A 26,838-nucleotide genomic window follows, 5' to 3' on the forward strand; every position below is an offset into this window, starting at 1 on the left:
TATAAATATTATTAAGATAAGGTTAATAATAACAGCATACTCTTTTTGCGTTATGTTATTACTAAAGATATAAAAAAACCCACTGCAAAGCGGGTTTAATATGGGATCACATCATAGTATTTATTTAAAAAATACCCAAATAATGATCTATCGAGCTAAACGAATTAACGAGCGCCCTAATAAGCGTTCTAATTCATCAATACTTTGCTGACCATAACGCTGCTCACAAAGAGTAAACAAGCGTTCAATTCCACGGTGTGCAAACTCATGCGATGTTTCTGCAGAAGAAATATGATGGAAGAGTAAGCGTAAAATAGCACGGAATTTTTCATCATCAAGCGCAACAGACCAACTTGCAGAAAATGCTGCTAAATCGCCTGTTAAATCAAGCTTATCAACAAACAGTTGATAGATACGCCCATCAAGTGCGTGCGCAAAGTCTTGTTTCTTTGGGAAGTGATGGCTAATACCAGTACGAGAGATCCCTGTTTGATTACTCAACGTGGTGTATGACATTTTGTCGTAACCCAAGGTAAGAATTTGATCAATTACAGCATCCATAATCGTTTGGATGGTTATCTCTGTATCTTCTTTACTACGCTTTGGCATAATGAGTTGACTCTATTATAATCATTTTATGCAACAGTACGATTTCAATAATTATCCTTCATTGAAATCAGTGGCTAGTATTAGTATTACAAAATGTTATTCCCTTAACTAGCGCTAACTCATATTTTTAGCGACATCATGTTGTATCTGGTTAAAAAGCGCCAAATCAAATGTAATTATTTACTTCACAAGCCATTTTATAAATAGAACCTTTCGCCAATTATCGACCAAACTTTCTCGCTTGTTGTTCAATATTACGATAAAGGATCTGGGTCCAGAACGGTTGATTCACTGACGCCAGCAGCTTCCCTTTTTTCGGATCATGTGGGCTAATAACCACCTCGATATTATCTAGCCCTGTTCTCTGAGCGAGTAAAAATAGCTCTTCAATACTATAGTCGCCCATGGCTAAACAGCCCGTTGATGCTTGTTTACCATGAATGAAAATATTACTACCAGGAGACGTTCTGCCTTCTAATTTTGCATATTTACGATCAAAAGCATTCGGGTAATCTAGCTTCATCGAAAGGTGAAAGCGACTATTGGGATTCAATAAAGAAACACGATAAATACCTTCAGGAACTTGTTTATCACCTTCCCGTAGTTTAGGTCCTTTTTTACCGCTTATTTTCTCGATATTGTAACGCTTAACGTAAGACCACTTACCTTTCTCTTCTGCCCAAAGTTCTACTGACATTTCTTCTTTCATCGCAAAGAGTGCAATATTTTGGGGAGGGTAAGATAAACCTGCTTGTTCAAAATAACGCTTAATCCGTGGCTCAACGAAAGGAGAGTAACGCTTCATTACATCATCAACGGTTCGTGTACCTGCGGGAGGGTAAGTTGAATACGAATAGGCTGCTTGAGCATCAGTAACAGCGGTGAACATAACCAATAATGGCAATAACGCTTTTTTAAACACAAAACCCTCGGTACTTGCAGTGTCATCTTTGGAAATAAACGAAATCAGTAACAGATATCATCAAAAGTAGGCGCTAGTGTACTGGCGTTTTGCCGTGGCGCAACCGATAGTGTGGACATTTTTACAACAAAATATTGCACATTATTTACACTTCTAGATAAGTCATTAAAATACCTATCGCTATTTCGTTAATTGGCATTCACACCACACAAGGTACAATAGGGAAAATACTATTCATATAATTAGGTATACAGATTTTGCATACGTTAGAACAACTACGCTCTGGTGAACTGGCGCATATTTCCCGACTAAAAATTTCGCAGCAATTAACCACATTTCCTCTCGAAATTCTTTCGCTAGCAGATAGTTTGGAAATCCTAGATTTAACGGATAACAAACTGAGCCAGTTACCTGACGACTTTGCCAAGCTAACCAAGCTACGCATTGTGTTTATGTCAAATAACTGCTTTACCGAGTTACCGAAGATCTTAGGGGCTTGCCCAAACTTAGAAATGATCGGTTTTAAATCAAACCAGATCACTACCGTTGATGAAACATCGTTACCTCAAAAACTGCGGTGGCTGATTTTAACCGATAATAACATCGCTCAATTACCACAAAGTTTAGGATTACGCCCTCGCCTACAGAAACTTGCATTAGCAGGTAATCAACTCACAGAATTGCCAACCACAATGGATCAACTACATAATTTAGAGTTGATCCGTTTATCTGCTAACCGCTTACAAACATTTCCAACTCAACTGCTTAATTTGCCAAAACTCGCGTGGCTGGCCTTTTCTGGTAATGATTTTAATCGCCATCAGCAAGTAAAGAATACATTGCCTGAAGTTGTACCGAATGATTACACGTTACAAGAAGTGCTAGGGCAAGGCGCATCTGGCGTTATTTCATTAGCCGAATGGAAAAATAATACCCATCAACTGGCAGCAGATATCGCAGTTAAAGTTTTTAAAGGTGAGGTGACGTCTGACGGTTACCCGCAAGATGAATTAAACGCTTGTCTCAAAACAGGTCGTCACCCAAACCTTGTACAATCATTAGCACACGTTACAGATCCTAAACATTTAGCGCTAGTCATGGCATTAATCCCTGCACACTTTAAAAACTTAGGCTTACCACCAACGTTTGAAACCTGTACGCGCGATACCTTTCCTAACGGCTTTACGTTAACCATTGAGCAAATCACAAAAATAGTGTCACAAATGACAAACGTGATTGAACATATGCAAAACCAAGGTGTGGCTCATGGTGATATTTATGCCCATAACGTCCTCTTTGATGAGCATGCCAATATTCTGGTTGGTGATTTTGGTGCAGCTTCCATTTACGATGATTTGCCTCCAGAAATACAGCAACAAATCAAAACCATAGAAAACCGAGCATTAGGTTATTTCATTGAGGATTTACTCAGTATTAGTGAATCACAAGATCGCACTTCATCGAGTTATCAAACACTCAGCCAACAGGCGCATAATTACATTCAGTCGTAATCCCTTTGAGCGACAATGAAAGCTCTTTTTTATTGTCGCCTTTATCAATAACAAAGCAAACATGATCGTGGTAACAAATCTGATACAAAGTCATTAATTTATTCTATGGAGGATCCGATTTAATTTCATACAAGTGTTTTAAATAATTGATTGATTTTATACTAATAAATGCCCGATTCCGTCACCCTATCTTCACATATCGCCTCTTTATCTTACTGATTTTCCTTACGCAACACCTTGACTAGCACCTAAAATACGCTTTAAATTTAACATTATAATAACAAACGATGTCATCGAACGATTTCATCCTTGTAGCAAACCATTTAAGGGAAATTAATATGGCTCAACTGCTACCCAATGACATGATCCTACAATGGGCAGAAGAACGTCCTACAGATATCTATCTTCGTCAAATTATAAACCGTGAATTTGTTGACTACACCTATGCAGATGTTGCTGATAAGGCATTGCGCCTAGTCAGTGCCTTTCGTGCGCTAGGGATCCAACCGGGTGAACGTATTGCACTCGTCTCTAAAAACTGTGCGGAATGGTTTATTTGTGATTTAGCCATGATGCTAGGTAGTTATATCAGTGTTCCTATTTTCCCAACCGCTGGGGCTGATACCATTGAGCATTGCATTACTCATAGTGACAGTAAATTAGTGATTATCGGTAAACTTGATAGCCCTGATGCCATTAATAGCGTCACACAAACGTTATCTAATATTCCGACGATTTCTTTTAACTACCCAGGTACACCCGAAGGGCAATATAATTTTTCTACTCTGATTGAACAACATGCACCAAGCAATGAACGTCCAGCACATACTGATGATGAATTAATGTCGATTGTTTATACATCAGGTACATCTGGGCTTCCTAAAGGCGCGATGCTGACTTATGGTGCTTTCGCTTGGGCATCACATCAAATAATCAATCATATTGGATTAGGTAAAACAGAGCGGTTATTTTCTTATCTCCCACTCGCACACATTACTGAGCGGGTTTACATTTTTGGTTCATCCATTATGTCTGGTCTTCAAGTGGCATTTCCTGAGTCTCTTGATACCTTTATCGATGATGTAAAAATGCACCGCCCTACTATTTTTGTTTCTGTCCCGCGTTTATGGACGCTTTTCCAACAACGAATTCAAGAAAAACTACCACCAGCCAAACTGAATCTGTTACTTAAAATTCCATTTATTTCTGGCTTGATAAAGCGGAAGCTCGCTGATGGTTTAGGGCTTAACGAAGCGCGAGTATTAGGCTGTGGTTCTGCTCCCGTTTCTGCGGGTTTATTACGTTGGTATGAAAGTATTGGCCTCAATATCACCGAAGCTTGGGGTATGACAGAATCTTTTGCCTATAGCACATTAAATCATCCATACCGTAGTGACAAAGTCGGTAGTGTTGGTAATGCAGGCCCAGGCGTTGAACTGAAAATTGCCGCAGATGATGAGATATTAGTACGTAGTAAAGGCTTATTTGCCGGTTATTACAATAATGATGCTGCAACCAAAGAAAGCTTTGATAGCGAAGGCTGGTTACATACCGGTGATATCGGTTTTATTGATGAAGATGGTTACCTCACCATCCAAGGTCGTAAGAAAGATACCTTCAAAACGGCTAAAGGGAAATTCGTCTCGCCCGTACCGATTGAGAAACGTCTGTTTGAACTTAGTAACGTAGAGATGATGTGTTTAGTCGGCTCTGGAATGCCAGCCCCTATTTTATTAGCACTCCCGCATCACTTCCCTAACTTTGATCGTAAACGTTACGAGAAACGCGTTCATCATGTAATAGAAACGATTAATCGCGAGCTAGAGTCTCACGCAAAGATCAAAGGTGTGTTAATGATCAAAGAGCCTTGGTCAATTGAGAATGGTATTTTAACACCAACCCTAAAAATTAAACGCCATGTACTCGAGCAAAAATACTCGGATATTGGACATGATTGGCCTAGCGATACATTGGTACGCTGGGAAGAATAAATTTATATAGAATAGAGTAACAAAAGCCTGATAACGCCTTCCAGCATTAAGTTATCAGGCTTTTTTCTTACTCGTTAAGAAATGACTTAAATAGTTAGCGCTAGTTTTCATCTCCTCGCTAGCGTTATTTTCAATCTAATGAGCACATTCCTTAATCCTCTTTTGTTGCTTATTAAATAGCGAAAACAATTGCCATTATTTCTTATTAAACACGCGAACTTTGTACAATTTAATTTACAGTATCAATAACTTAGCTGCAAAATTGTCACTTGCACTGATAAAGAAAATATTTATCATACAAATATCTTTTTTGTTCTATTAATAATTAAGGATTTACAATGGCTAAGGGCGATATGAAAACATGTAAAGGCAAACGTCGTGCACACTCACATGGTAATGCACGTTTAACGACAGAAGGTCAACGAAAGCATCATCAAGCATAATTTGACCTTAATCGATCTTGCTAATACTCCGAAAACTAAGTCCAGTAATCTATGTCTGGACTTAGTTTTTCTGATCGTGTTTATTTATACCATCGTTTTCCATAAGCTAAAGAATAATCAGGTTGATCGATTCCACTTGCCATCTTCTCATCATCTTGTAATGGGCCAATAACCGTTTTATAAGGAATAATTCCTGCCCAAACGGATAAATCCATATCTCGTTCATCATCATTCACACCATTACAGCCAATTTTTACTGACGCCTCTGTTAATGGCATCACGAGTAATTCCGTCGCAGTAAGTTCTTTTTCATTACCTTGTCGTACACATTCACTTCGTCCCGGTGCGATTTGCTCAATAAAGTGGTTCAGTAACGCATTTTTATATTGGTTATCATCAATAGTATCAAACTGTCCAAAGACCATTGCTGAGCGATAATGGGCACTGTGATGAAATGCAGAGCGTGCAAGTACCCAACCATCAAATAACGTAAATGTTAAACAACAAGATTTCCCCTTTTTTAACGCGCGAATTAAACGGCTATTTTTAGCTCCATGGACATAGATATTATTATCAACTCGCCATACCAACATCGGAATAACAATAGGTTGCTCATTTTGCTCAATAGCAATATGTGCAAGTAAGCTTTCGTCAATTATTTGATAGAGCTTTTCTGTCTCGAAAACGGCTTTATTCGGATTTTTCTTTATCGTCGTTCTATCTGTGCTTGATAACATCGCAATCTCTCCTATTGATCCACAATCACACTTCCTTCTGATAGACATAACATCAAACTTTGGTACTGTATGTAAGAGCCAGTTTTGAATAGTGGATGGATCCAGTTTGACTTTAATTGATACCGGAGATTTAACCCTTTGCCATCATCAAGGCTCGCGCCAGCAGAGTTTGTTTAATGCTATTCGCGATAAAATCACCCAAGGATATTGGCCGAAGAACAGTAAGTTGCCATCAACTCGTCATCTAGCACAAATACTCGATGTCAGTCGTAATACGATTATTGCCACATACGACCAACTTGTTGCTGAAGGTTATATTCGTAGCCAAGCAGGTAGCGGTTTTTATGTCGCAGCCACCCTACCAGATCATTACCTCACGACAACGAGCAGTGAAGATTCATTTAAACACCCCACAATCAAACAACAAATAATGCCTTTGCTCCTGGCGTGCCAGATCTTGTCGCATTTCCTAGAAAAAAGTGGCAACGTCTTTATCAACAACAGTTTGATAGAACACAGTTTCTTGGTTGTAACGATCTACAAGGTGAGTGGGAGTTTAGAGAAGTATTAACGCATTACTTGAAAACATCACGCTCTGTCGATGTCACCGCCGATAGGATCATTTCGACATCGGGGGCACAACAAGCATTAATCATGGCAATAATGGCGAGCACTCAGCCTAACGACATAGTCCTTGTTGAAAATCCCGGTTATGCTCAAATGCGTAAAGTGGTCAACTTATGCAATGTAAAAATAGCGCCGCTTTCAGTGACTCCATTCGATGGAATTAACCTTCAACAGTTATCGAAAACAAAAGCTAAAGCCATTTACATTACCCCCAGTAACCAATATCCATTAGGCACAACACTTAATATCTCTCAACGGATCCAATTACTTAAATGGGCAAGCCAACATAATGTGACCATTATTGAAGATGATTACGACAGTGAATTTCAATATGCTCATCGCCCTTACCCTTCCTTACAAGGACTTGCAGCTCAAACCAATATCAATGTGAATATCATCTATATTGGTACTTTTAGTAAAGTGATGTGCAACAGTATTCGTCTTGGTTATATGGTCGTCCCTCAAGCTCTTCTTCCTCGTTACCTTGAGATAAAAGATGCTCTCAGCGGTGAAACGCAAGCCCAGCTTCAATTAGCAATGACGGAGTTTATTCATGACGGCCACTTGCTTCGTCACATTCGGAAAATGCGCCGGCTATACCAAGCAAAACGTCAACAAATGATCCAAAGTATTAAAGACAGTTTTGCCCAGCAATGGGAAGTGATCAGTCAAGCTGCGGGGCTTCATATTACCGTAAGATGGCACCAGAACGTCTGTGAAAAACAATTTTGTGAAGAGGCTTTTCAGCACAATATTATTGTACGACCACTGAGTTATTATGAACTGCCGAATACTATTCGAAACTGGCAGGGTATTGTACTTGGCTTTGGTAATACCTCCATTGATGACATGCCAGTATTGATTGAGAACTTGAAAACTTGCTTCAACCACCTGTTAACGGAAAACAGACATGATGAATATTTTTAGTCAATTACCCGCTAAACTTGATAATGAAGAGTTTACCGACTTACTTAAAACCGATTCGGTACGAATAGAGCGCATTGTCTCGCAAGGACATATAACACCAGTAGATGAATGGTACGATCAATCTGAAAATGAATGGGTTATCGTATTAGAAGGAAGAGCTGAAGTCAGTTTTACCAATGGTGAAATTAAACGTTTAGAAAAAGGCGATCACCTTTATATTCCAGCTCACCAAAAGCACCGCGTAAGTTGGACAGAACCAAATATACTGACGATTTGGTTAGCGGTATTTTTTAATTAACAAGATCACCACGCTAAGACAGCATTATGTTAGCGAAAAGCAGTGCGGACATTCCAGCGGAACTCTTAAAGTGGCATAGTTAATCTTTTGGTGAGATACCACCTCCCATATTCCTCTCGACTTATTTACTAAATAGTAAATATTGCCATCATATATACCTTTACACGACTCCTGATTTCCTCGGTATTCAATTCTCCCAACAACATTAATATGACTTTCATCAATATGTTCAAAGTGAGATATTTCCAAACCAATAATACGATTAAAATCAGACTGCTTATAAAACCATTGATAACCAACCGATATACCCTTACTTTCAAATCTTTCTTTAAAATCATCATCAGGATAACCATCAAACAACATCAATAAAAATTCTTTATTATTTATACTTCCATCATCACAACCTCGTTCCATCTGATAAAGAAAAACAGCCTCAGAGATATCTAAAGCTTCACTAATTGATATTTTTGATATTTCAAACTTCCCTTCTGGTTTAATTGGATGCCAATTGATAGAAAAAATTACACACCAAAAAACCAGTGGAACAACCACCTTCCACAATATACTATCCAAGCCCCCCCCTTATTAACCTAGTCACGTTTTACTTAAAAGCATCAATAAAGCCTCATCCAGGCTTTATTTACGGAAATTAATGATAAACCTCAAAAATACTATCTGTTTTACTGGTGACAATAACACTCCTTAAAAATATCACGGCAAATTTTCTGCCACCATAACTCTGCATAAGTCTCTTCTTTACTAATTAATTCAGAGTGACTTCCCAACTCTGTTACCTGCCCATCTTCCAGTACCAAAATACGATCGGCGTTTTTAATAGAATTTAAGCGATGAGCGATACTAATCCCCGTTCTGCCTTGGCAGACATCATAGAAAGCGGATAAAGTAAAATAAATAAATAAAAAGGGGCCAATTATCAAAGACTGTTACAAAGCTTGACTCCTTTCTTTCACTAACCATCATATCCGGAGTGATAAACCACATTCCAACAAAAAGGGAAATAAATACCACATAAAACAACATTTATTAAGGTAACGTTAGTGATTTTTCCTTTTGTGCATTTGTGCATTTGTGCATTTGTACATTTGTACACCACCAAACACCAAAACAGAGCGGAAGCGTAAACAAATAGAATAGGAATAAAAAAGAGAGGATTTCAGCATTGTTTGAATAAGTCTTTAAGTTATTAAAAATAGCCAAATCAAGATCAATTTCAACACCGATAATTTAAGTATATACAACAAAAAAATACAGATAACCAACTGCCAATAAAGACAACAAGCTATCCTAATAGTTTAGTTTTTTATCATTAAAAAATCATTCAACCCAAAATATTGTTAGAACAAAAATATGATGAAATATTAAATAATCACATTTTTAGCCAACAAGTAAAATACAGTAGTTTTAACTGTTCGAGTGAGTGCAACATTAAATAGGTTTAGATACTATATATTTCAAAAAATTTAATATCATGTCACGATTCATGGTTACTACTACAATTAAGAAGAACAGTTCAACCTTATCTAATACACATTTCAAAGGCTCTGTTCAGGCTTTAAGTTCAAATGTATAACTAATTGCTTTCTATAATGACTTTAATTTCGTACGTCTTATTTTTCTTCAAAGGCTTAATACCGTAATCAGCCAGATCAACACAGATGCTGAACAGACCCCATTTCAAAACTATGTCTTCTGCAACCACAATCCTGAATAAATACCTTCGGTGATATTTATTTCAAAATGACTTCCTTGCTCGGTTACCAGCCGTTTTCCAGAACCAGAATACGATCAGCATTTTTAATGGTATTTTCTCGGTGAGCGATATGCTACCCCTGACAACCAGAGAGTATTGATCCTCGCTCTCCTACCTGAGTCCCCCCCCCTCTAGAAGTTGCTCAATAAATGACAAAGCGCCAGTATGTTCTTCCGTTCGCACACCTATCTGTAGTGAAACAAGATAGTAAATAACGGAAGTCAAATGTCGACTAAAACATCCGATGTATTAGTTGTTCACGGCATATTTTTGATACGAACAGAGAAAGGGATTTCATACTGAAATTTGTAAATGGTTACTTTCGCAAAACAATAGACACAAAAAAGCCCCGTCATTTCTGACGAGGCTTCGTTGTTTTGGCGGAGCGGACGGGACTCGAACCCGCGACCCCCGGCGTGACAGGCCGGTATTCTAACCAACTGAACTACCGCTCCAATTCTTTATGAAACCCGATAAATCGAATCTCTAGAATATGGCGGAGAGATAGGGATTTGAACCCTAGATACGCTATAAACGTATGCCGGTTTTCAAGACCGGTGCTTTCAACCACTCAGCCATCTCTCCGTAAGTGCGGCGAATAATACCTAGCAATCACTCAGCTGTAAAGCCTATTTTTAAACAAATTCACCATTCGTTTGAAAAACAGGCTTTAGCGCGCGTTTTTACTTAAATATCATCCGCAAAAATTTTTAATTTTATTTATCCTGCTAATTTTTCAGCATTAATCTGTGCTTCAAGTTTTTCTCGACCTTGAGGCGTTATACGTAAACATTCTTCAAATTGACTAAAACGCTGACTTTCAATCTGATAATAAGCCGCCAGTAAATCAGGTTCTATCCCGACTCGCTGACGCGCTTCTTTTAAACTTAAATCCATTAGTTCTGCACAATTAATGGTATCTAATGGCTGACAGTCAGAAACGTATCCAAGATGCGCCGCTTTCTTAAATACAGTAATATCATCATCAGAAAATTTATACGGCCCTGGGTATAAATATTTAGCAGCAAACGCGTACATCTTCTTTTCTGCCGTTGACATTCGATTTGATGATCCCATCGTAAAACCAATAACAAATGCCTCATCTTTCGGTAGCATTCCCCGCCCTAATAAAAGGTGAATAACATCATGATCTTCTAAGCTAACAGCGCCATTAAATAAATTGATCCAAGGGATATCAAACTTAGGATTCTCAATTAATCTCACAATCAACGGTATATCTGCGCTGCCAGCAGCCACTGGAGCTTGAGTCGCTAAACATTCTCTAATGGTGGCATTTTCTTCTTCTAACGGTACGTACCATTTTTTCCAATGCGTGCCGTTTGCTGGTAGTAAGTTTTTCTTGATTCCATTTTCCATCTTAAATTCCTTTTCAAAGATTAAAGTTCAATTAACTGAGACAAATTCTGTTGAATGTCTTTGCCCTTTTCAGCATCTTTAATACGGCTTTCCATTTGCTCGGTTAATTGATCCATTTCTAAAATAGATTGCGCCATTTGCGGTAAAGCTTTAACTCGATACTGGCTAATATCATTTAATGCAGCATTAATATTTGAAAAGGCTTGTTTTAACTTACTGATATCTAATTGGCTCTCAGAAGCTTGTTTTTGGATACTGACCCCTTGATCTCGAAGTTGCTCACTGGTTTGTAATATCAGATCATTAGTAGTGTCATTAACAGCTTGGGTCGCATCTAATAGTTTTTTCTGATGTTGAAGTGCAATCGACATGACTGACGCTGTTTCAAGCGCAGATACCGTCACATTTATCGCGCGATCAACACCTCGAATAAGCTCGCGGTTATTTTGCATGATAACTTCAGTGGTAATCACCGCTTGCTGATTAACAGCCAATGTTTGCTGCAAATCCATCACACGCTGACGTAATGGAAATAACACCTGCTCTTGTAAAAACTTAACTTTGGTTTCTGTATTTTGGGCTGTCTCGATTGTTTGATTTACTTTCTCATCAAGCAATTGACCAAAACGAACATAATCTTCAAGCAGAAATGTTAACTCACGATAACGAATTTGATCGGCTTCAAGCGTGATATTGTCACGTTGTAATTGTGCTTGACCGCCTCTAAGCGATTGCACAATATCCTTAATCACCCCTTCTGCCGTTTGATAACGTGAAAACCATTTCGCTATAGGGGTTCCAACAAAAGGAAGAAAGCTGAGTAAACGTCGTATCGTGCCCATGGTAAAGTCAGTACGATTGGGGTTAACCGCATTCACTTGTTGTTGCAAGTCTAATAAGCTTTTTGCTGTTCCACCACCATCTTGAGCATCATCAACTAACGTATGCAATGGGGTTTTCAATAACTGGCTACATTGAGCTAACTGACGACAACTATCTTCACCTAAAGAGGTCATCAAGTTTGTCATGTCTCGTTGCTGCGTTAAATCACGTTCGCCGATAGCTAATAACATTGAAACGGTTTCTTCTACTTTCGTACTGATTTTATCGTGAGTTTCAGGAACTGATACTGGAATATCTAAGGCTTGTTTTACCGTATCAGGCGTCGCTACTATAAGAGTCGTATTTTCCTGTGCCATTGTTCATCCTTAACGAGTACTGTATTTTTGTGCGCGCTGTGCAAGTAGACGTAACTCTTCCATTGCCGTTTCTAATTCCATTCCTTGCTGCGATGAAAGAAGCGATATTTGAGAAAGTTGCGTTGTGACACGATCAAGCTCTGTCATTGCTTGTTCGTTTTCGATTAATACGGTTGTGATATGCTGATGAGCATCTTTATAGATAACAATTCGATGCTGCAAAGCATCTATTTTTTGTTCTAATAAGATTTGAGGCGATGTGATTTGTGTTAATTGGCAATTAAGATCACTGAGTTGCTGTTGAATATAGTCAATATCAATACCTGAGACGGCTTTAGTATTTACAATCACTGTCTGCAAATTATCTAACGCTCCAACAAAGACCGCTTCAGCCATTGTGATATAGCGTGAATACGCTAATTCGTCCTTATTTAAGACCCTATCTAATACCTGCTGGAACGCATTGAATTTTAAACCTAATTGATCAACTTGCTTTAGCGCATCTTGCTGTTTTATTTGGCTTAGCTCTTGCTTTAAATCAACCAGCGTTTGCTCTCGTTGTTGTAATAAACTGCGATGATACTTCTCAACAATAGCCTTAGCATGAGAATTATAATTAACCTTATATCCCCACAGTAATTTACTAAAGCATAATGCAGTAGCTGCAATCGTGACTCCCCAGCTCAATAACTCACCAGAGAACAATAAGCTATATACGGCTCCAATCGCGCCCACCACACCACTATATATAACAATCGGGTGTTGAATACTGTTTGAAATTACCTGATTTTTAATAGCTTGAGGCGACAGAATATCCAATCTACTTCCTTTTAATAAGTTTCACTCATCAACGCAATTTCAACGCGCATTAATCTATTGGCATAACGGCGCTGACTTTCCCCACTTAATTGAATTAATGGTTCATCACTTCCTTTACCAACAGCATGAATACGACTGGCTTCAAAGCCGAGTTGATTAACTAAATAGCTTTTTACTGCCTTTGCGCGTTTGGCTGATAACTCGATATTTAAAGCTTTATCACCACGTAGTCCCGTATGACCTTCAACTAGAATTCGAAAATTCGGGTAATGCGATAAACTTTCAGCAGTAAGATTAAGTTGCTGCTGACCGTTTGGTGTCAGTCGCTCGCTACCACTAGAGAAAATAACTGGACGGGTTTTCAACGTGCCTATTTCACTCATATGTGCCCATTGCTTTGCACTTAATGCAGCAAATACTTCGCTAACTGGCCTGTGTGATGGTTCATTTAAAGCAATATCATTAAGTGTTTGTTGTACAGTTTGAATGGGAGGGGAATGTATTATCCTATAAGGATCATTATTGGGTAACCATTGTTGTGGCGTTGCTGATGTATCATTGATAATTGTAATAGTGCTATCGATGGTATCGAATAGTAACTGGGATTGACTAAACCAAGCAGAGACGTTGTCGTTGAGCCCTATCCATCGTACACCGTTAAGCAACTGCTTAACTTGAGTATTCGGTAAGTCTGTAATACTTTCGAGCTCTTGAACTAATACATTAGGATTATCACGATAATATTTAAGTACCTTAAAATAGGTTGCTAATACGCGATCAAGTATTTCAGGCTTATTTTTAATCACGGCTTTATTGGCAAGAAGTACATCAACAATTAAGTTTTTCGTATCATCAGTACTAATAATGGTTTCAAAATTACCTTCGGCAAGCGCGGTTGACACGTCAGGCTCCCACAATACAGCAACATCTAATTTGCCTTCGATTAATTGTGATAACGCATCGCTTGAGCCAGCAGTCGCAACTCGTTTAACGTTGTTAGATTTAAAAAGATTAAGATCGAAGTGAGAAGATATCGCGCTCAGTAAGTGTTCACTGGGTGAATCATGAGTGTAACCAATCGATAAGGATTTATTCGTTTTCAAATCATTGATCGACGTAACAACATCGGTATTCGCGACAATAGCATCGCCACCATGTGACTCATCAATGACAGCTACGATACTGGCTGGGTAACGGTATACTTTACCAGATGTAATATAAGCATCCACACTTGCAACGGCAAAATCTAATTCACCGTTTGCTATACCTTCCATACGTTGGGAGTAATCAGCGCCATCATCAATACAAGATAAACGATAACCTTCATTGCGTAATAATCGTCGCATTTCTTTAGAGCATAGTGGGTAATAGCCAACCCAGTTATCCATCCCTATTTTTATTACACCTTTGGTATTACGCGCATCCGATGTATCAGCATAAACATGATCATCAATATGGGGCTGTAAAAACTTATAGCTAATTAACCCCATTACCCCTAGCACTAAAATAAAAAGAGCAAACTTACTATGCTTTTGCATATATGACCTTTTTCTTAATTAAAACTAGCGACATCAAACTCTGCAGATTCTGCTAATACATTTTTTAGCCCTGCTAACAGTTTTTCTGGGTTATTAGCCGATTGGTAATAGGTGATCCCTTTTGCATTAAGCGCATGTTGCTCACCAATGCAAAAGCCTATGGTATGAATGGTAACGGGTGAGTCACGGTAGATACGATTAATCGCAGGTTGTGGATTTTCTCCTTGGCTTGCATCACCATCGGTAACAATCACAACGTTATATTCCCCATAACCCAATTGTTTACTGGCTTGACGCTCTAATGCTGCGTAGCTCGAATCTAGAGAGCTTTTTAATGGTGTTGCACCACCAGCTGTTACATCATAAATCGCTTGTTTTAATGTCGCTCGATTATTATTGCCAAGTGGTACACGCAATGACGCATCTTTATTATCAAAAACATATAACCCGACATTGGCTGAATTAGGAATATCGTTAATAAATGTTTGTATTGCTTGCTTTGCCGCGACAATTTTCTTTTGCCCATTACCACAATTAGTATTATCCATCGAACCGCTACCATCAAAAATTAGTAGGTAGTTAGTCGCCAGCCAATTATCGGAAACGAGTGCATTATCATTATTTAATGCTGGCCAATCATTTTTTAATGCGTCAAATCCATATCCACTTGATGCATCTGTTTTGTTTATCTGTGCACTACTGTCTTTTGATCCTGTCGAGTTAACCCCAGAGCTCGGTTTAAAAAACACCACAGCAAAAGCAATAAGGCAGCAAGAATAAATTATAAATCTCATATCATGCCTACTTATAAAGGTTGGAATACATCAGATTCAGCTTCTAACTGAATAATACGAAAGACGACACGCATATTTGATCGCCACTCAGATTCAGTTGCAGGAGCACAAGGTTCATTACCACACATCCCTGTTTTTGGATTACCAAAACCATGACCAACTAAAGCAAACTGACTCGCATCTAAAGCAATGCCTTGATCGGTAGCGTATGTTAATACGCTTTGTTTAACGCTTTGCGCACGCGATAAGCTGATATTGCGGTTGGATTGTTTAATACGGTTTAACACCACACCGGTTTCGCCTTTTTTCTTAGAGCGTAAATATTTCAAAGGATCACTGTGACCTTCAACAGTGATCACCGCACCACCATAAGTAGAGGCCAATTCAATTACACGCTTAAACTCTGTTTGATATAGCGACGAATTAAAGTTGTTTTGATTAGGCTGAAAAGCGACTTCAAAAGAAAACAGTTCGCCATCTGCCAATGAATTCTGTTGCTGTTTCTTTGCAACCACTGAAGCGACACGCTCACTGTTAAAACGTGATTTATTATTAAACTCAATATCAGCACCTAATTGGGTAAAATCCCAATTTGCTAATTGAGGAAGTGAGGAAGCTGACGTTAAACCGAGTCGCTTTAACGTCGTTTGGATTTCTTTACTGACTTTCGTAATATTTCTTGGGTACGCCATGTCACTAAACAATTGCTTATTAGCGTTAATATCTAAATGCTCTGCGTCAGCATAAAGCCCTTTTATATCTTCTATTGCATCGGGAGAATCAAGCAACAGATCAGCAGAATAAGACAATAACGGTGTCAATTTTGCGTTTTGAGCGTTCGCATTATTAAACAAAACCTTCACTTCATCTGTTGCGCTATTTAACGCTTTTACAAAATTCATTACGTCACTGCGATGGCTATTAAAATAATCCGCTCGCACCGCATAAACATCCGCTATCACTCGGTTAGCCGTTTTAGTTGACATTAATATCTTCGCGCCTTTAACCGAATCTTCAGATCCAGTACCTACAGCTCCCCCCGATGTCAGTGCTAACGCATCAGGTAGAATTACAAATACAGCATCGACATCATTTTCATATAGCGCACTGGCTGGGCTATTATTCGTTCCAGTAAGATCGGGCAACCATTTAATGGTGACATCATCAGGTGTTAATCCTGCATCTTTTAATACAGCTCCCATATAATCCACATGCGGACCATACGCTTGAAGCGCAATCGTCTTACCTTTTAAATCTGCCACGGTACGAATAGTTGGTTTAACAACTAAAGCATCACCACCTGATGACCAAGATAATTGATGAATAATAATAGGGGTAACAGAAGGATTGCTGACGAGTAAATCAGAAGCAGCATTAACCATCCCTAATGTTCCGCGAAGGTATGGCGTTTTTCCTGATAGGTAATTCGTGAGCTGATCTGAAAATTTATCATTTCGATTTAATCTAAATTTCAGTCCATAACTAGAAAAAAGAGAATTACTTGAGGTGATCGATTGGCTACCATTCGCATAAATCGTATTAATATCTGCGCCCCAAGTAATCACTGGCAGTTCAAAAGTCTGTTCATTAACTTTTGAAACTGGCGTATTAATAAGTTGGGCAAGTGGTATTGGATTTATATATTGGGGTTTTGCTGCAGCAAACGTTGAAATCAATACAGCCAACAAAAAAAGCCAATACCGAAAATATCTGATCATCAATCCCATTGTTTCCCCCATTACAACAGTCAAAAACGTAACTACGCTTTTTTGAGTAATAGGTACCATACCGGATAAAAAATACGCGTCAGGCTTGTAGCACGAAACATATGCCAATTTGCGATTGAATTCATAGTAATTATATAAACTATTTTTTGACTTTCAGTTTTTCTAGATAACGCGCATTGAATGCTCATTCACTAAAAACAATGAAACTTGCTTATACATATGTATTTTAATGTCATTCATTCACTACCAATGTAATTGTTGTGCGTTTTGTTTGAGTCATGTCCGTATATTGTTAACTCAACGTCAAATCAACCCGCGCAATAAAACACCTTTCAATTCCATGACATTTAGCTTGTGAATGCATCATATTCTCCCCATCAGCAGTTAGTGACATTCAAGAGTTAGAGTATTAGCTCTTGAAAAACCAATAAAAATATAAAGGAAATTATGATGAAAAAGATTCTATTACCATTAGCACTTGTTCTTACAACAGCATCTGGCGTAGCACTTGCCGATCAGACAGGTCCATACGTAGGTGCAAGCCTTGGTAATGCAACAACGGATCTTAAAGCTGACCATTGGGAACATAACTACGACGAAAATGTAGTTGCATACGGCTTATACGGTGGTTACAACTTCACTGAAAATCTTGGTCTTGAAGCAACATTAGGCCAAACTGGCGAACAAGATAACATTAAAAAAGGTTACGCGACTCTGACTCCTCGCGTAATGATGCCACTTAATGATCAGTTATCCCTATTTGCAAAAGCAGGTGTCGCTTACGTTGCTGTTGATGGCGATTACGATGGCATCGGCAATATGAACCGTCACGATATTGATGTTGATGGTTTTGGCTGGACTGCAGGTGCGGGTGTTAACTTTGCTGTTGCTGAACACATCGATCTTCGTGCTGGCATTGATTATCTATCAACAGATCTTGAAAAAGCGGATAACGACAAAGATTTAAACATCGACTCAGAAACAACGATGTACTACGTAGGTGTTAACTACAATTTCTAATGTAGTGTGATCATCTCTAATTGAAAAAAAGCCATTAACAGACGTTAATGGCTTTTTTCATTATTGCAGTAAAACACGTTAGATATTTTTACCCAATCTCATTTTTGTGGAATTTTTATTCGTTTACCTCTCTAAAAATGAGCATATGATCAACCTTAAGATCATCCGCTCAGCATTTAAAACCAAAGTTATTCTAGTTAGGAGCAACATCTCGCGGTTAACTTCAATTTAACCCACTTTTATTGGGATCCAAACAGGATTTATTCGCATTTTGAATTGACAAAAACACTGAAAAAGTCAATTATCAATTCATCAAATGCTCTTACATAAACCATTCGCTCACAATGTGTGTAAATGGCTTTGTATGAACAGGTTAAGAATAAGTAATAAATTCTTTTGAGCATGACAGCATTTCACGTTATAAATAGTGGCTGGCATGGCATGAGCCCTATAGATAAGGTCAATAGATATGAGCACAAAATTAGAACAACTACGCGCACTAACTACTGTTGTAGCAGATACTGGCGATATTAAAGATATTAAAAAATACCAACCAGAAGACGCAACAACTAACCCATCTTTGATCTTAAAAGCGGCACAAATCGCTGAATACGCACCACTTATCGATGCTTCTATCGCTTATGCAAAATCACAAGGTGATGATAAAGCACAACATGTACAAGATACTTGCGACATGCTTGCAGTAAGCATTGGTAAAGAAATTCTTAACGTTGTACCAGGCCGTATTTCAACTGAAGTTGATGCACGCCTTTCTTACGATACAGAAGGCAGTGTTACTAAAGCACGTCAACTTATCAAAATGTACAACGATGCTGGTATCAGCAACGATCGTATCCTAATCAAACTAGCTTCTACTTGGGAAGGTATCCGTGCAGCGGAAATCCTAGAAAAAGAAGGTATCAACTGTAACCTAACGCTTCTATTCTCTTTTGCGCAGGCTCGTGCTTGTGCTGAAGCTGGCGTATTCCTTATTTCGCCATTCGTTGGTCGTATTATGGACTGGTACAAAGCGAAAGAAGGTCGTGATTTTGCACCACAAGAAGATCCAGGTGTGATTTCTGTAACGAATATCTATAACTACTACAAAGAACACGGTTACAATACCGTAGTTATGGGCGCAAGCTTCCGTAATACTGGTGAAATTCTTGAACTAGCAGGTTGTGACCGTTTAACGATTAGTCCACAACTTCTTCAAGAACTAGAAGAAGCACAAGGTGACGTTGTTGAGAAATTAAAAGCAACAACTGATCTGAAAGATCGTCCAGCAGCAATGACACATGCTGAGTTCCTATGGGAACATAATCAAGATCCAATGGCAGTTGAGAAACTAGCGGAAGGTATCCGTAACTTCGCAATTGACCAAGGTAAACTTGAAGCTATGATTGCAGAGCGTCTTTAATCGCTTAATTAAGTATTCCAGAAAGCGGCCTTTGCCGCTTTCTTAAGTTTAAATCTCATATATTTGGTGGAAACACTATGGAACATAAAATGTTAGCGAATGCGATTCGTGCTCTAAGCATGGATGGTGTACAACAAGCAAATTCTGGTCACCCTGGCGCACCTATGGGTATGGCAGATATCGCTGAAGTACTTTGGCGTGGTCACATGAATCACAACCCACAAAACCCACAGTGGGCTGATCGCGACCGTTTTGTATTATCAAACGGCCACGGTTCAATGCTTATCTATTCGCTACTTCACCTTACAGGTTACGATCTTTCTATCGATGATCTGAAGAATTTCCGTCAACTTCACTCTAAAACACCGGGTCACCCAGAATATGGTTACGCACCAGGTGTTGAAACAACAACAGGTCCTTTAGGCCAAGGTATTACTAATGCGGTTGGTATGGCACTTGCTGAAAAAGCAATGGCTGCACAATTTAACCGTGAAGGTCATGACGTTGTTGATCACTACACATACTCTTTCCTTGGTGATGGCTGTCTAATGGAAGGTGTTTCTCACGAAGCATGTTCACTAGCAGGTACATTAGGTCTTGGTAAACTGATCGCATTCTGGGATGACAACGGTATTTCTATCGATGGTCACGTTGAAGGTTGGTTCACTGATAATACGCCTGAGCGTTTTGAATCTTACGGCTGGCATGTCATTCCTGCTGTTGATGGTCACGATGCAGCAGCAATTAATGCAGCAATTGAAGCAGCTAAAGCTGAAACAGGTAAGCCAACACTGATTTGTTGCAAAACTATCATCGGTTTTGGTTCTCCAAATAAATCTGGCTCTCACGACTGTCACGGTGCTCCACTAGGCGCAGATGAAATTAAAGCTGCACGTGAATTCCTAGGTTGGACTTACGGCGCATTTGAAATCCCAGCAGAAATCTATGCTGAGTGGGATGCGAAAGAAGCAGGTAAAGTGAAAGAAGCTGCATGGGATGAGAAGTTTGCCGCATACGCTGCTGCTTACCCTGAACTAGCTGCTGAATTCAAACGTCGTATGAACGGCGAGCTACCAGCAAACTGGGAACAAGTGACATCTGAAGTTATTGCAGATCTTCAAGCAAACCCTGCAAATATTGCTTCTCGTAAAGCATCACAAAACGCACTTGAAGCATTCGGTAAAATTCTACCTGAGTTCATGGGCGGTTCTGCAGACCTTGCACCATCAAACCTAACTATGTGGTCTGGCTCTAAGTCAGTAACACCAACAGATGCATCTGGCAACTACATTCACTACGGTGTACGTGAATTTGGTATGACTGCGATGATCAATGGTATCGCACTACACGGTGGTTTCGTTCCTTACGGTGCAACATTCCTAATGTTTATGGAATATGCACGTAATGCAATGCGTATGGCTGCACTGATGAAAATTCAGAACATTCAAGTTTACACGCACGATTCAATCGGTTTAGGTGAAGATGGTCCTACACACCAACCTGTAGAGCAGATTGCATCTCTACGCCTAACACCAAACATGAGCACATGGCGTCCATGTGACCAAGTGGAATCAGCTGTAGCTTGGAAATACGCAATCGAGCGTAAAGACGGCCCAACATCGCTAATCTTCTCTCGTCAAAACTTAACACAACAAGATCGTGACGCTGCACAAGTAGCTAACATCGCTAAGGGTGGTTACATCCTTAAAGACTGTGAAGGCAAACCTGAGCTAATCTTAATTGCAACAGGTTCAGAAGTAGGTATTGCAGCAGAAGCTTACGCACAACTAACTGCTGAAGGTCGCAAGGTACGTCTTGTTTCTATGCCTGCAACAGAGCTATTTGACAAGCAAGATGCAGCATACCGTGAAAGCGTATTACCTTCAGATGTAACAGCACGTATTGCTATTGAAGCAGGTATTGCTGATTTCTGGTACAAGTATGTTGGTTTCGATGGTCGTATCATCGGTATGACAACATTTGGTGAATCAGCACCTGCTGATGAACTATTCAAAATGTTTGGTTTTACAACAGATAATATTGTTGAAACAGCAAAAGAATTATTAGCATAACCGCTTAATAATCATAAAAAGCCGAGCTTTAAAGCTCGGCTTTTTTCTTTCATCAAATCATAATATGTACTAAATGTTACATATTCAAAGCTATTGATTAGAGATCATTAACCTGTAGTAACTCTTCTCCATTCACTTCAAAACGCAACTTTAAGTGCCCTTCATTTGATAAATCTTTAATTAATTTAATCTCTTTTCCTGCAAATCGCCGGCTTATTAATTCATGTATATCATTGATTAAATTGATTTTATCTTCAGTAGATAACACTGATTGTGATGTGGTTTTATAGGTGTTAAAAAACATAATTTAAGCTCTGATTAAACCTTTAAGCACCCTATGTCAAAGTTGCATATTTTGACATTTTTATTTTGTTTATAAATGTAACGATTAATTAATTTATTACGTTGAGCATTTAGCACTTAAAATGAATAAAGCTAATTTAATATACCCATTTCGTTATATCAGCAATTACCAAAAATAAAACTTTTGATTATAAAAACGTGTATTGTTCAAATTTAAAATAAGCGTAAATTTAAATCCATAGACAGACACCAACTTATTTTTAACGCTGTTTATCAAAGGATTTAGTTATGGCACATTTTAATAGTCAAGAGCACAAAGGTTCACAAGGCGGTCATCAACATGGCGCTGAATTTGAGCATGAAAAAATGGAACGTCGTTACGATGACGGTGCAGAGCATAAACATAACCGTGATCATCATGAAATGCGTGATCATGAGAAAAGTCACCCACATACACAACATGGCGGTGATCCTGTAGGTCATAAGCACCCAGAACAAACTCATGGCGATCGTCATGAACATGATGAGCATCGTCATCATAAAACTAAAGAGCATGACCATAAAGAGTCATCTCGTTTACACCACAAAACATCAACTAAATAATACTATTTAGTTGAAATAAAGTTCTTATTTAAATAAGAATAATATAAAAAGATTAAGAGCCCAATTAATGAGAGTATATTTTTATTAATTGGGTTTTTCTATTTATGTTATTAATTTTTAATTAAGTAAGGTTCAATAAAATCTAGTACTTCATTTTCACAAAGCCCAACTTCAACCTCAATACCTGCCTCTTTTAAAACCGCGATACCTTTACCACTATTACGGCTGTCTGGATCCAGTGTTGCAACCACAACTTTCTTAATACCTAATTCAACTAATGTATGTGCACAAGAAGGAGTACGTCCGACGAATGAGCACGGCTCTAATGTCACATAAGCAGTTACGTCCGCAAAAGAACCATTATAATTCGCTAGCGCCATCGCTTCAGCATGGTATTGCCCTGGCGGCTGAGTAAATCCTTCACTCACAATCTCACCATCTTTAACTAATACACAACCTACTGGAGGGTTCGGACGACAGGCAGGTAATGATTGATGAGATAATAAGAGTGCACGCATCATAAATGCTTGTTCTTGATAATCGTAGTCCATGGTTTCAATACACCTTCGAATAAAACACCTAGTGTATGCTGAAACATAAAAAAAAGCATTTGTGAAAAATAACGTATTTATTTTTAATAAAATGTCATTTATTTATGAATGAAATATGAATACGTCAATCATCCCTAATTCAGCGGAAATATCGTTTACTGTGCCCTTCTTAATATTGAGAGAAATACCATGCAACGCGTTATCACGACTCTACTCTTATCATTAACACTGCATTCGTTATCAGCTTTTGCCATTACCGCCAGTTCACCACAATATACCCAGCAGATCACAGATAATACGATTAAGTATCTGGACCATACTCAACAATTAAATACTAATCAGCAACAACAAAGCCATGTGTTGACGACAATAAATAACAATAATTACTTATCAACCACAGGCCATAAGGAAGGACATTTAGAAAGAAATCGGTGGGAAGAAACCCGTATAAGCCGAAGCAACAGTCGCTACCGAGAAGAACATAAAAATAAATAATCTCATTCATCAGCCCAAGTTTTGAATTATTCAACCTTGGGCTTTTAGTTAAGATCGTAACGAACGTTATATTATCAACAACCCAATAAAGGTTTTCAGTCCATAACGCCTGTCAATAAATAATCGGAACAATGTCTACCATTTATACAGTAAATATATAAAACATTGTAAAATAACTTACTTATACAAGATATTATCTACTTTTAATAAAAATACACCGTAGAATTACTAATCACAACATTAGTTCATTTACGGTTCAGAAAAGCTATGTTTTTATACTCCATCGCAAAAATAAGCTAGTGCAGATTGCACTCACTAAAAATAAAAAAACTGACGAGCATTCCAGATTTATGTCTACGTTAAAAACGACAATCTTGAGCAAATTTATTAATTTTCGCTATATTAGCCTTGCAGGTATTTCTCTTATTACTGTAGCTGCAGTTTTATCCATAAATACAACATCAACTCCCCATAAACAGACGGAAGTACAGCTACCTATTTCAATCACACCTGAAGTTGTACTACCTGCATTGTCACCAAAAGCAATGAAAAAGACGGTCGACATACCACCAAGTTATGAATATAAGATCAAAAAAGGTGATACGTTAAGTGAAATTTTTTCACGGCTTTCGATCCCCTATTCTGATGTCCAATCGATTATGGAAGCCGATTTAAACACGCTTCAAATTGATAAGTTAAAACCCGGCAATATATTACGTTTTTGGATTAATGAAAGTGATCACCAGCTAAATAAATTAGAGCTTGAGTTCAGTTTAGCGCAGCGAATTGATTACATTCGTACTAAAGATGGCGATTTCGATGTAAAAGAGATCACATTACCTGGGGTATGGCGTGAAACAGTTGCGACTGGAACAATTCACGGCAGCTTTAGCGCATCAACACGTAAAGCTGGGTTATCACGCAGTGAGACTCATGAGATCATGTCTTTATTAAAAGATAAAATGAATTTTAATAAAGACTTAAAAGCAGGTGATACCTTTGAAGTTGTCACTAAACGCAAATATATTAAAAACCAAGCCACCAATGATAGTGAATTACAAGCGATCCGCATTTATTCAGGAAAGCGTTTAATTTCAGCTTATTTACACTCTGATGGAAATTTTTATGACCAAAATGGTGATAGCTTACAACGTGCATTCCTTCGTTACCCTTATCCGGCATCGAAGCATTTCCGTATCAGTTCGCCATTTAATCCAAATCGTGTTCACCCAGTAACAGGCCGTCGCCAACCACATAATGGTGTTGATTTTGCGGCACCATCAGGCACGCCAGTACTCGCAACAGGTGATGGTGTTGTAACATTAGTGACTAACCACCCTTATGCGGGACGTTATATAGTCATTAAACACAGTGCTAACTACAGCACTCGTTACTTACACAACAGCCGTATTTTGGTTAAAAAAGGTCAACATGTTAAACGTGGTCAGGAAATTGCGATATCAGGAAGCACTGGCCGTGTGACAGGCCCACACATTCACTATGAATTCTTAATTCGAGGAAAAGCAGTAAACCCAATGACAGCAAAGATTCCATTGGCTGCGTCTGTTCCTAGTAAAGAAAAGAAAGAGTTTGAAAGCGAAGTCGCTAAATATAATAGCTTGATTAAACAATCGGTCGAACAAGATAAAAACCAAATCGCAAGTGTGAATAAATAATACACCAAGCTTTAGTTCAATCATCATAAAACAAACGAAAAGCACTTCTTAAAATAAGAAGTGCTTTTTATTTCATATCAAACATAACAACTTCCCAACAAGCATCCGTTACAAAAATCATTTTTCATACATTGAGCAATTCAATTTCAACAATTTTATATAACAACAAATATACATTTAGAAACATTTTACTCGGTGAATATCACTATTTTTGTGACAATGTTATCTATTTATAAAATGAATTTACGCTTATTCTTTTGCCATTGTATGCGCCATGATTGACCTCCTTGTGTTATCGGCATCCAACAATTTTCTATTCTTATATACACTACCGAATACAGGAAGTATCTATGGCTAAGAAAACGCCACCTTTTGAATTTGCCGGCTTATCTATTGACGCGGGTAAACACATTAATTGTGAATTAGAAATTGCTCGTCTTTATACTCATTCACCTCTTTCGGTTTCTGTTGATATTCTTCATGGTAAACACCCAGGTCCCGTATTATTAATCAATGCGGCTATTCATGGTGATGAATTAAATGGTATTGAGGTTGTACGTCAAGTTATTGAAAAAATAGATTTAAACAAACTTCACGGAACGATTATTGCGGTACCTGTGGTTAACGTTTTTGGCTTTATTCATAAATCTCGCTACTTACCCGATCGTCGAGATTTAAACCGTTGTTTCCCTGGCTCTGAACGGGGTTCAATTGCAGGACGCATGGCTTACCAATATTTTAATCAAGTGGTTCGTCGTGCATCGCATGTTATCGATCTACACACCGCTGCAATTTACCGTACAAACTTACCTCAAATCAGAGCTAACCTTGAAAATCCATTAGCTAAAGAGATGGCAATGGCATTTGGCTCACCTGTTGTTGTTGACGCAAGTCTGCGCGAGGGCTCATTACGAGCAGCTGCTGAAGAGTTTAACATACCCGTGATCACATTTGAGGCAGGTGAGGCGTTACGTCTTGATCCACATGCAGTAGGATCTGGCGTTCAGGGCGTATTGAAGGTAATGCGTCATCTAAATATGCTACGCACTAGCCGTAGCAAAAAAGTTATTGAACCAATGGTGCCAAAAGCAACCCGTTGGATTCGTGCCGACTATGATGGCTTGCTTCGATCCCATGTGGCCTTGGGTGAGAAGGTATCGAAAGATCAAGTCATCGCCACTATTAGCGATCCTGCTGGCAGCAGTGAAGCACCTGTTATTGCTCCACAAGGTGGGATCGTCATTGGTCAGCAAACATTGCCTTTAGTTAACGAAGGTGATGCTATTTTCCACGTTGCTTTCTTCGAACAGCCTGATGGCTTAGTTGAAGAGCAGGTGGAAAGTTACCTTGATGAGGCCATCGAAGAATTAGATGATGAGCTAAAATGGGGTATGACAAACTGATTTAG

23 protein-coding genes, 2 tRNA genes and 1 pseudogene are annotated in these 26,838 nt (G+C 38.6%); 12 read left to right on the forward strand and 14 right to left on the reverse strand.

Going from position 1 to position 26,838, the window contains the following annotated elements; all coding sequences use genetic code 11:
• Positions 1–147: 147 nt before the first annotated feature.
• Complete coding sequence (locus BTO08_RS15160; RefSeq protein WP_045128147.1) at positions 148–609, reverse strand: TetR/AcrR family transcriptional regulator; 462 nt, start codon at positions 607–609, stop codon at positions 148–150.
• A gap of 220 nt (positions 610–829) precedes the next feature.
• Positions 830–1,531 (reverse strand): L,D-transpeptidase family protein, encoded by a 702-nt coding sequence (locus BTO08_RS15165; protein ID WP_105061544.1) that lies wholly within the window; start codon positions 1,529–1,531, stop codon positions 830–832.
• A 257-nt stretch (positions 1,532–1,788) separates the two neighbouring features.
• Between BTO08_RS15165 and BTO08_RS15170 the strand changes: the two genes are divergently transcribed.
• The 3 genes from BTO08_RS15170 to BTO08_RS15180 all read left to right on the forward strand — a co-directional run bounded on the left by BTO08_RS15170 (position 1,789) and on the right by BTO08_RS15180 (position 5,476).
• On the forward strand, positions 1,789–3,042 hold the full coding sequence (locus BTO08_RS15170) for a leucine-rich repeat-containing protein kinase family protein (protein ID WP_105061545.1): 1,254 nt from the start codon (positions 1,789–1,791) through the stop codon (positions 3,040–3,042).
• Positions 3,043–3,380: 338 nt separating this feature from the next.
• Positions 3,381–5,033: an AMP-binding protein gene (locus BTO08_RS15175; RefSeq protein ID WP_105061546.1), complete on the forward strand. Its 1,653-nt coding sequence runs from the start codon at positions 3,381–3,383 to the stop codon at positions 5,031–5,033.
• A gap of 338 nt (positions 5,034–5,371) precedes the next feature.
• Entirely contained in the window at positions 5,372–5,476 is a 105-nt protein-coding gene (locus BTO08_RS15180; RefSeq protein WP_005366407.1) for a 30S ribosomal protein THX, read from the forward strand.
• A gap of 80 nt (positions 5,477–5,556) precedes the next feature.
• Here BTO08_RS15180 and BTO08_RS15185 read toward each other — a convergent pair whose 3' ends face one another.
• Positions 5,557–6,213, reverse strand: coding sequence for a pyridoxamine 5'-phosphate oxidase family protein (locus tag BTO08_RS15185; protein WP_045184529.1), 657 nt, complete (start codon positions 6,211–6,213; stop codon positions 5,557–5,559).
• A 91-nt stretch (positions 6,214–6,304) separates the two neighbouring features.
• Here BTO08_RS15185 and BTO08_RS15190 point away from each other — a divergent pair.
• Positions 6,305–7,767, forward strand: a pseudogene (locus BTO08_RS15190) (PLP-dependent aminotransferase family protein).
• Positions 7,751–8,065 carry a cupin domain-containing protein gene (locus tag BTO08_RS15195; RefSeq protein WP_105061547.1) on the forward strand — a complete coding sequence of 105 codons (315 nt, stop codon included), beginning with the start codon at positions 7,751–7,753 and terminating at the stop codon, positions 8,063–8,065. Before BTO08_RS15190 ends, BTO08_RS15195 begins: the two are co-directional and overlap by 17 nt.
• 24 nt (positions 8,066–8,089) lie before the next feature.
• On the opposite strand, the gene BTO08_RS15200 is transcribed toward BTO08_RS15195, so the two are convergent.
• The 9 genes from BTO08_RS15200 to BTO08_RS15240 all read right to left on the reverse strand — a co-directional run bounded on the left by BTO08_RS15200 (position 8,090) and on the right by BTO08_RS15240 (position 17,248).
• The gene (locus BTO08_RS15200) at positions 8,090–8,638 is read right to left on the reverse strand and encodes a hypothetical protein (RefSeq protein ID WP_105061548.1); all 549 of its coding nucleotides are present in this window, start codon (positions 8,636–8,638) and stop codon (positions 8,090–8,092) included.
• 1,576 nt (positions 8,639–10,214) lie between these two features.
• A tRNA-Asp gene (locus BTO08_RS15205) sits at positions 10,215–10,291 on the reverse strand.
• A gap of 39 nt (positions 10,292–10,330) precedes the next feature.
• Positions 10,331–10,421, reverse strand: a tRNA-Ser gene (locus BTO08_RS15210).
• Between the two features lie 135 nt (positions 10,422–10,556).
• On the reverse strand, positions 10,557–11,213 hold the full coding sequence (locus BTO08_RS15215; RefSeq protein WP_105061549.1) for a hypothetical protein: 657 nt from the start codon (positions 11,211–11,213) through the stop codon (positions 10,557–10,559).
• Positions 11,214–11,233: 20 nt separating this feature from the next.
• Complete coding sequence (locus BTO08_RS15220) at positions 11,234–12,412, reverse strand: toxic anion resistance protein (RefSeq protein WP_105061550.1); 1,179 nt, start codon at positions 12,410–12,412, stop codon at positions 11,234–11,236.
• A 9-nt stretch (positions 12,413–12,421) separates the two neighbouring features.
• Positions 12,422–13,231, reverse strand: coding sequence for a hypothetical protein (locus BTO08_RS15225; protein ID WP_005366422.1), 810 nt, complete (start codon positions 13,229–13,231; stop codon positions 12,422–12,424).
• 11 nt (positions 13,232–13,242) lie between these two features.
• Positions 13,243–14,769: a phosphate ABC transporter substrate-binding/OmpA family protein gene (locus BTO08_RS15230; protein ID WP_105061551.1), complete on the reverse strand. Its 1,527-nt coding sequence runs from the start codon at positions 14,767–14,769 to the stop codon at positions 13,243–13,245.
• Positions 14,770–14,783: 14 nt separating this feature from the next.
• Positions 14,784–15,563, reverse strand: coding sequence for a vWA domain-containing protein (locus tag BTO08_RS15235; protein WP_105061552.1), 780 nt, complete (start codon positions 15,561–15,563; stop codon positions 14,784–14,786).
• Positions 15,564–15,574: 11 nt separating this feature from the next.
• The gene (locus tag BTO08_RS15240) at positions 15,575–17,248 is read right to left on the reverse strand and encodes an ABC transporter substrate-binding protein (protein ID WP_242446277.1); all 1,674 of its coding nucleotides are present in this window, start codon (positions 17,246–17,248) and stop codon (positions 15,575–15,577) included.
• A 492-nt stretch (positions 17,249–17,740) separates the two neighbouring features.
• On the opposite strand from BTO08_RS15240, the gene BTO08_RS15245 reads away from it, so the two are divergent.
• The 3 genes from BTO08_RS15245 (at position 17,741) to tkt (ending at position 21,802) form a co-directional block, all read left to right on the forward strand.
• Positions 17,741–18,310, forward strand: a complete 570-nt coding sequence (locus BTO08_RS15245) for an outer membrane protein (protein WP_105061554.1) — start codon at positions 17,741–17,743, stop codon at positions 18,308–18,310.
• Between the two features lie 469 nt (positions 18,311–18,779).
• Positions 18,780–19,730, forward strand: a complete 951-nt coding sequence (gene tal, locus BTO08_RS15250; protein WP_105061555.1) for a transaldolase — start codon at positions 18,780–18,782, stop codon at positions 19,728–19,730.
• Between the two features lie 77 nt (positions 19,731–19,807).
• Entirely contained in the window at positions 19,808–21,802 is a 1,995-nt protein-coding gene (tkt, locus tag BTO08_RS15255; RefSeq protein WP_105061556.1) for a transketolase, read from the forward strand.
• Positions 21,803–21,899: 97 nt separating this feature from the next.
• On the opposite strand, the gene BTO08_RS15260 is transcribed toward tkt, so the two are convergent.
• Positions 21,900–22,106 (reverse strand): hypothetical protein, encoded by a 207-nt coding sequence (locus tag BTO08_RS15260; RefSeq protein ID WP_105061557.1) that lies wholly within the window; start codon positions 22,104–22,106, stop codon positions 21,900–21,902.
• A gap of 287 nt (positions 22,107–22,393) precedes the next feature.
• On the opposite strand from BTO08_RS15260, the gene BTO08_RS15265 reads away from it, so the two are divergent.
• On the forward strand, positions 22,394–22,708 hold the full coding sequence (locus tag BTO08_RS15265) for a hypothetical protein (protein WP_045083097.1): 315 nt from the start codon (positions 22,394–22,396) through the stop codon (positions 22,706–22,708).
• A 110-nt stretch (positions 22,709–22,818) separates the two neighbouring features.
• Here the strand turns inward: BTO08_RS15265 and BTO08_RS15270 are convergent, their stop codons facing one another.
• Positions 22,819–23,259 carry a bifunctional diaminohydroxyphosphoribosylaminopyrimidine deaminase/5-amino-6-(5-phosphoribosylamino)uracil reductase RibD gene (locus BTO08_RS15270; protein ID WP_105061558.1) on the reverse strand — a complete coding sequence of 147 codons (441 nt, stop codon included), beginning with the start codon at positions 23,257–23,259 and terminating at the stop codon, positions 22,819–22,821.
• A gap of 189 nt (positions 23,260–23,448) precedes the next feature.
• Between BTO08_RS15270 and BTO08_RS15275 the strand changes: the two genes are divergently transcribed.
• The 3 genes from BTO08_RS15275 to BTO08_RS15285 all read left to right on the forward strand — a co-directional run bounded on the left by BTO08_RS15275 (position 23,449) and on the right by BTO08_RS15285 (position 26,833).
• Positions 23,449–23,754 (forward strand): hypothetical protein, encoded by a 306-nt coding sequence (locus tag BTO08_RS15275; RefSeq protein ID WP_105061559.1) that lies wholly within the window; start codon positions 23,449–23,451, stop codon positions 23,752–23,754.
• Positions 23,755–24,104: 350 nt separating this feature from the next.
• On the forward strand, positions 24,105–25,430 hold the full coding sequence (locus BTO08_RS15280) for a peptidoglycan DD-metalloendopeptidase family protein (RefSeq protein ID WP_105061560.1): 1,326 nt from the start codon (positions 24,105–24,107) through the stop codon (positions 25,428–25,430).
• Positions 25,431–25,780: 350 nt separating this feature from the next.
• Entirely contained in the window at positions 25,781–26,833 is a 1,053-nt protein-coding gene (locus tag BTO08_RS15285) for a succinylglutamate desuccinylase/aspartoacylase family protein (RefSeq protein WP_105061561.1), read from the forward strand.
• The last annotated feature ends 5 nt before the right edge of the window (positions 26,834–26,838 follow it).

It is taken from the genome of Photobacterium angustum (assembly GCF_002954615.1).
In the GTDB taxonomy this organism is placed as follows: Bacteria; Pseudomonadota; Gammaproteobacteria; order Enterobacterales; family Vibrionaceae; genus Photobacterium; species Photobacterium angustum_A.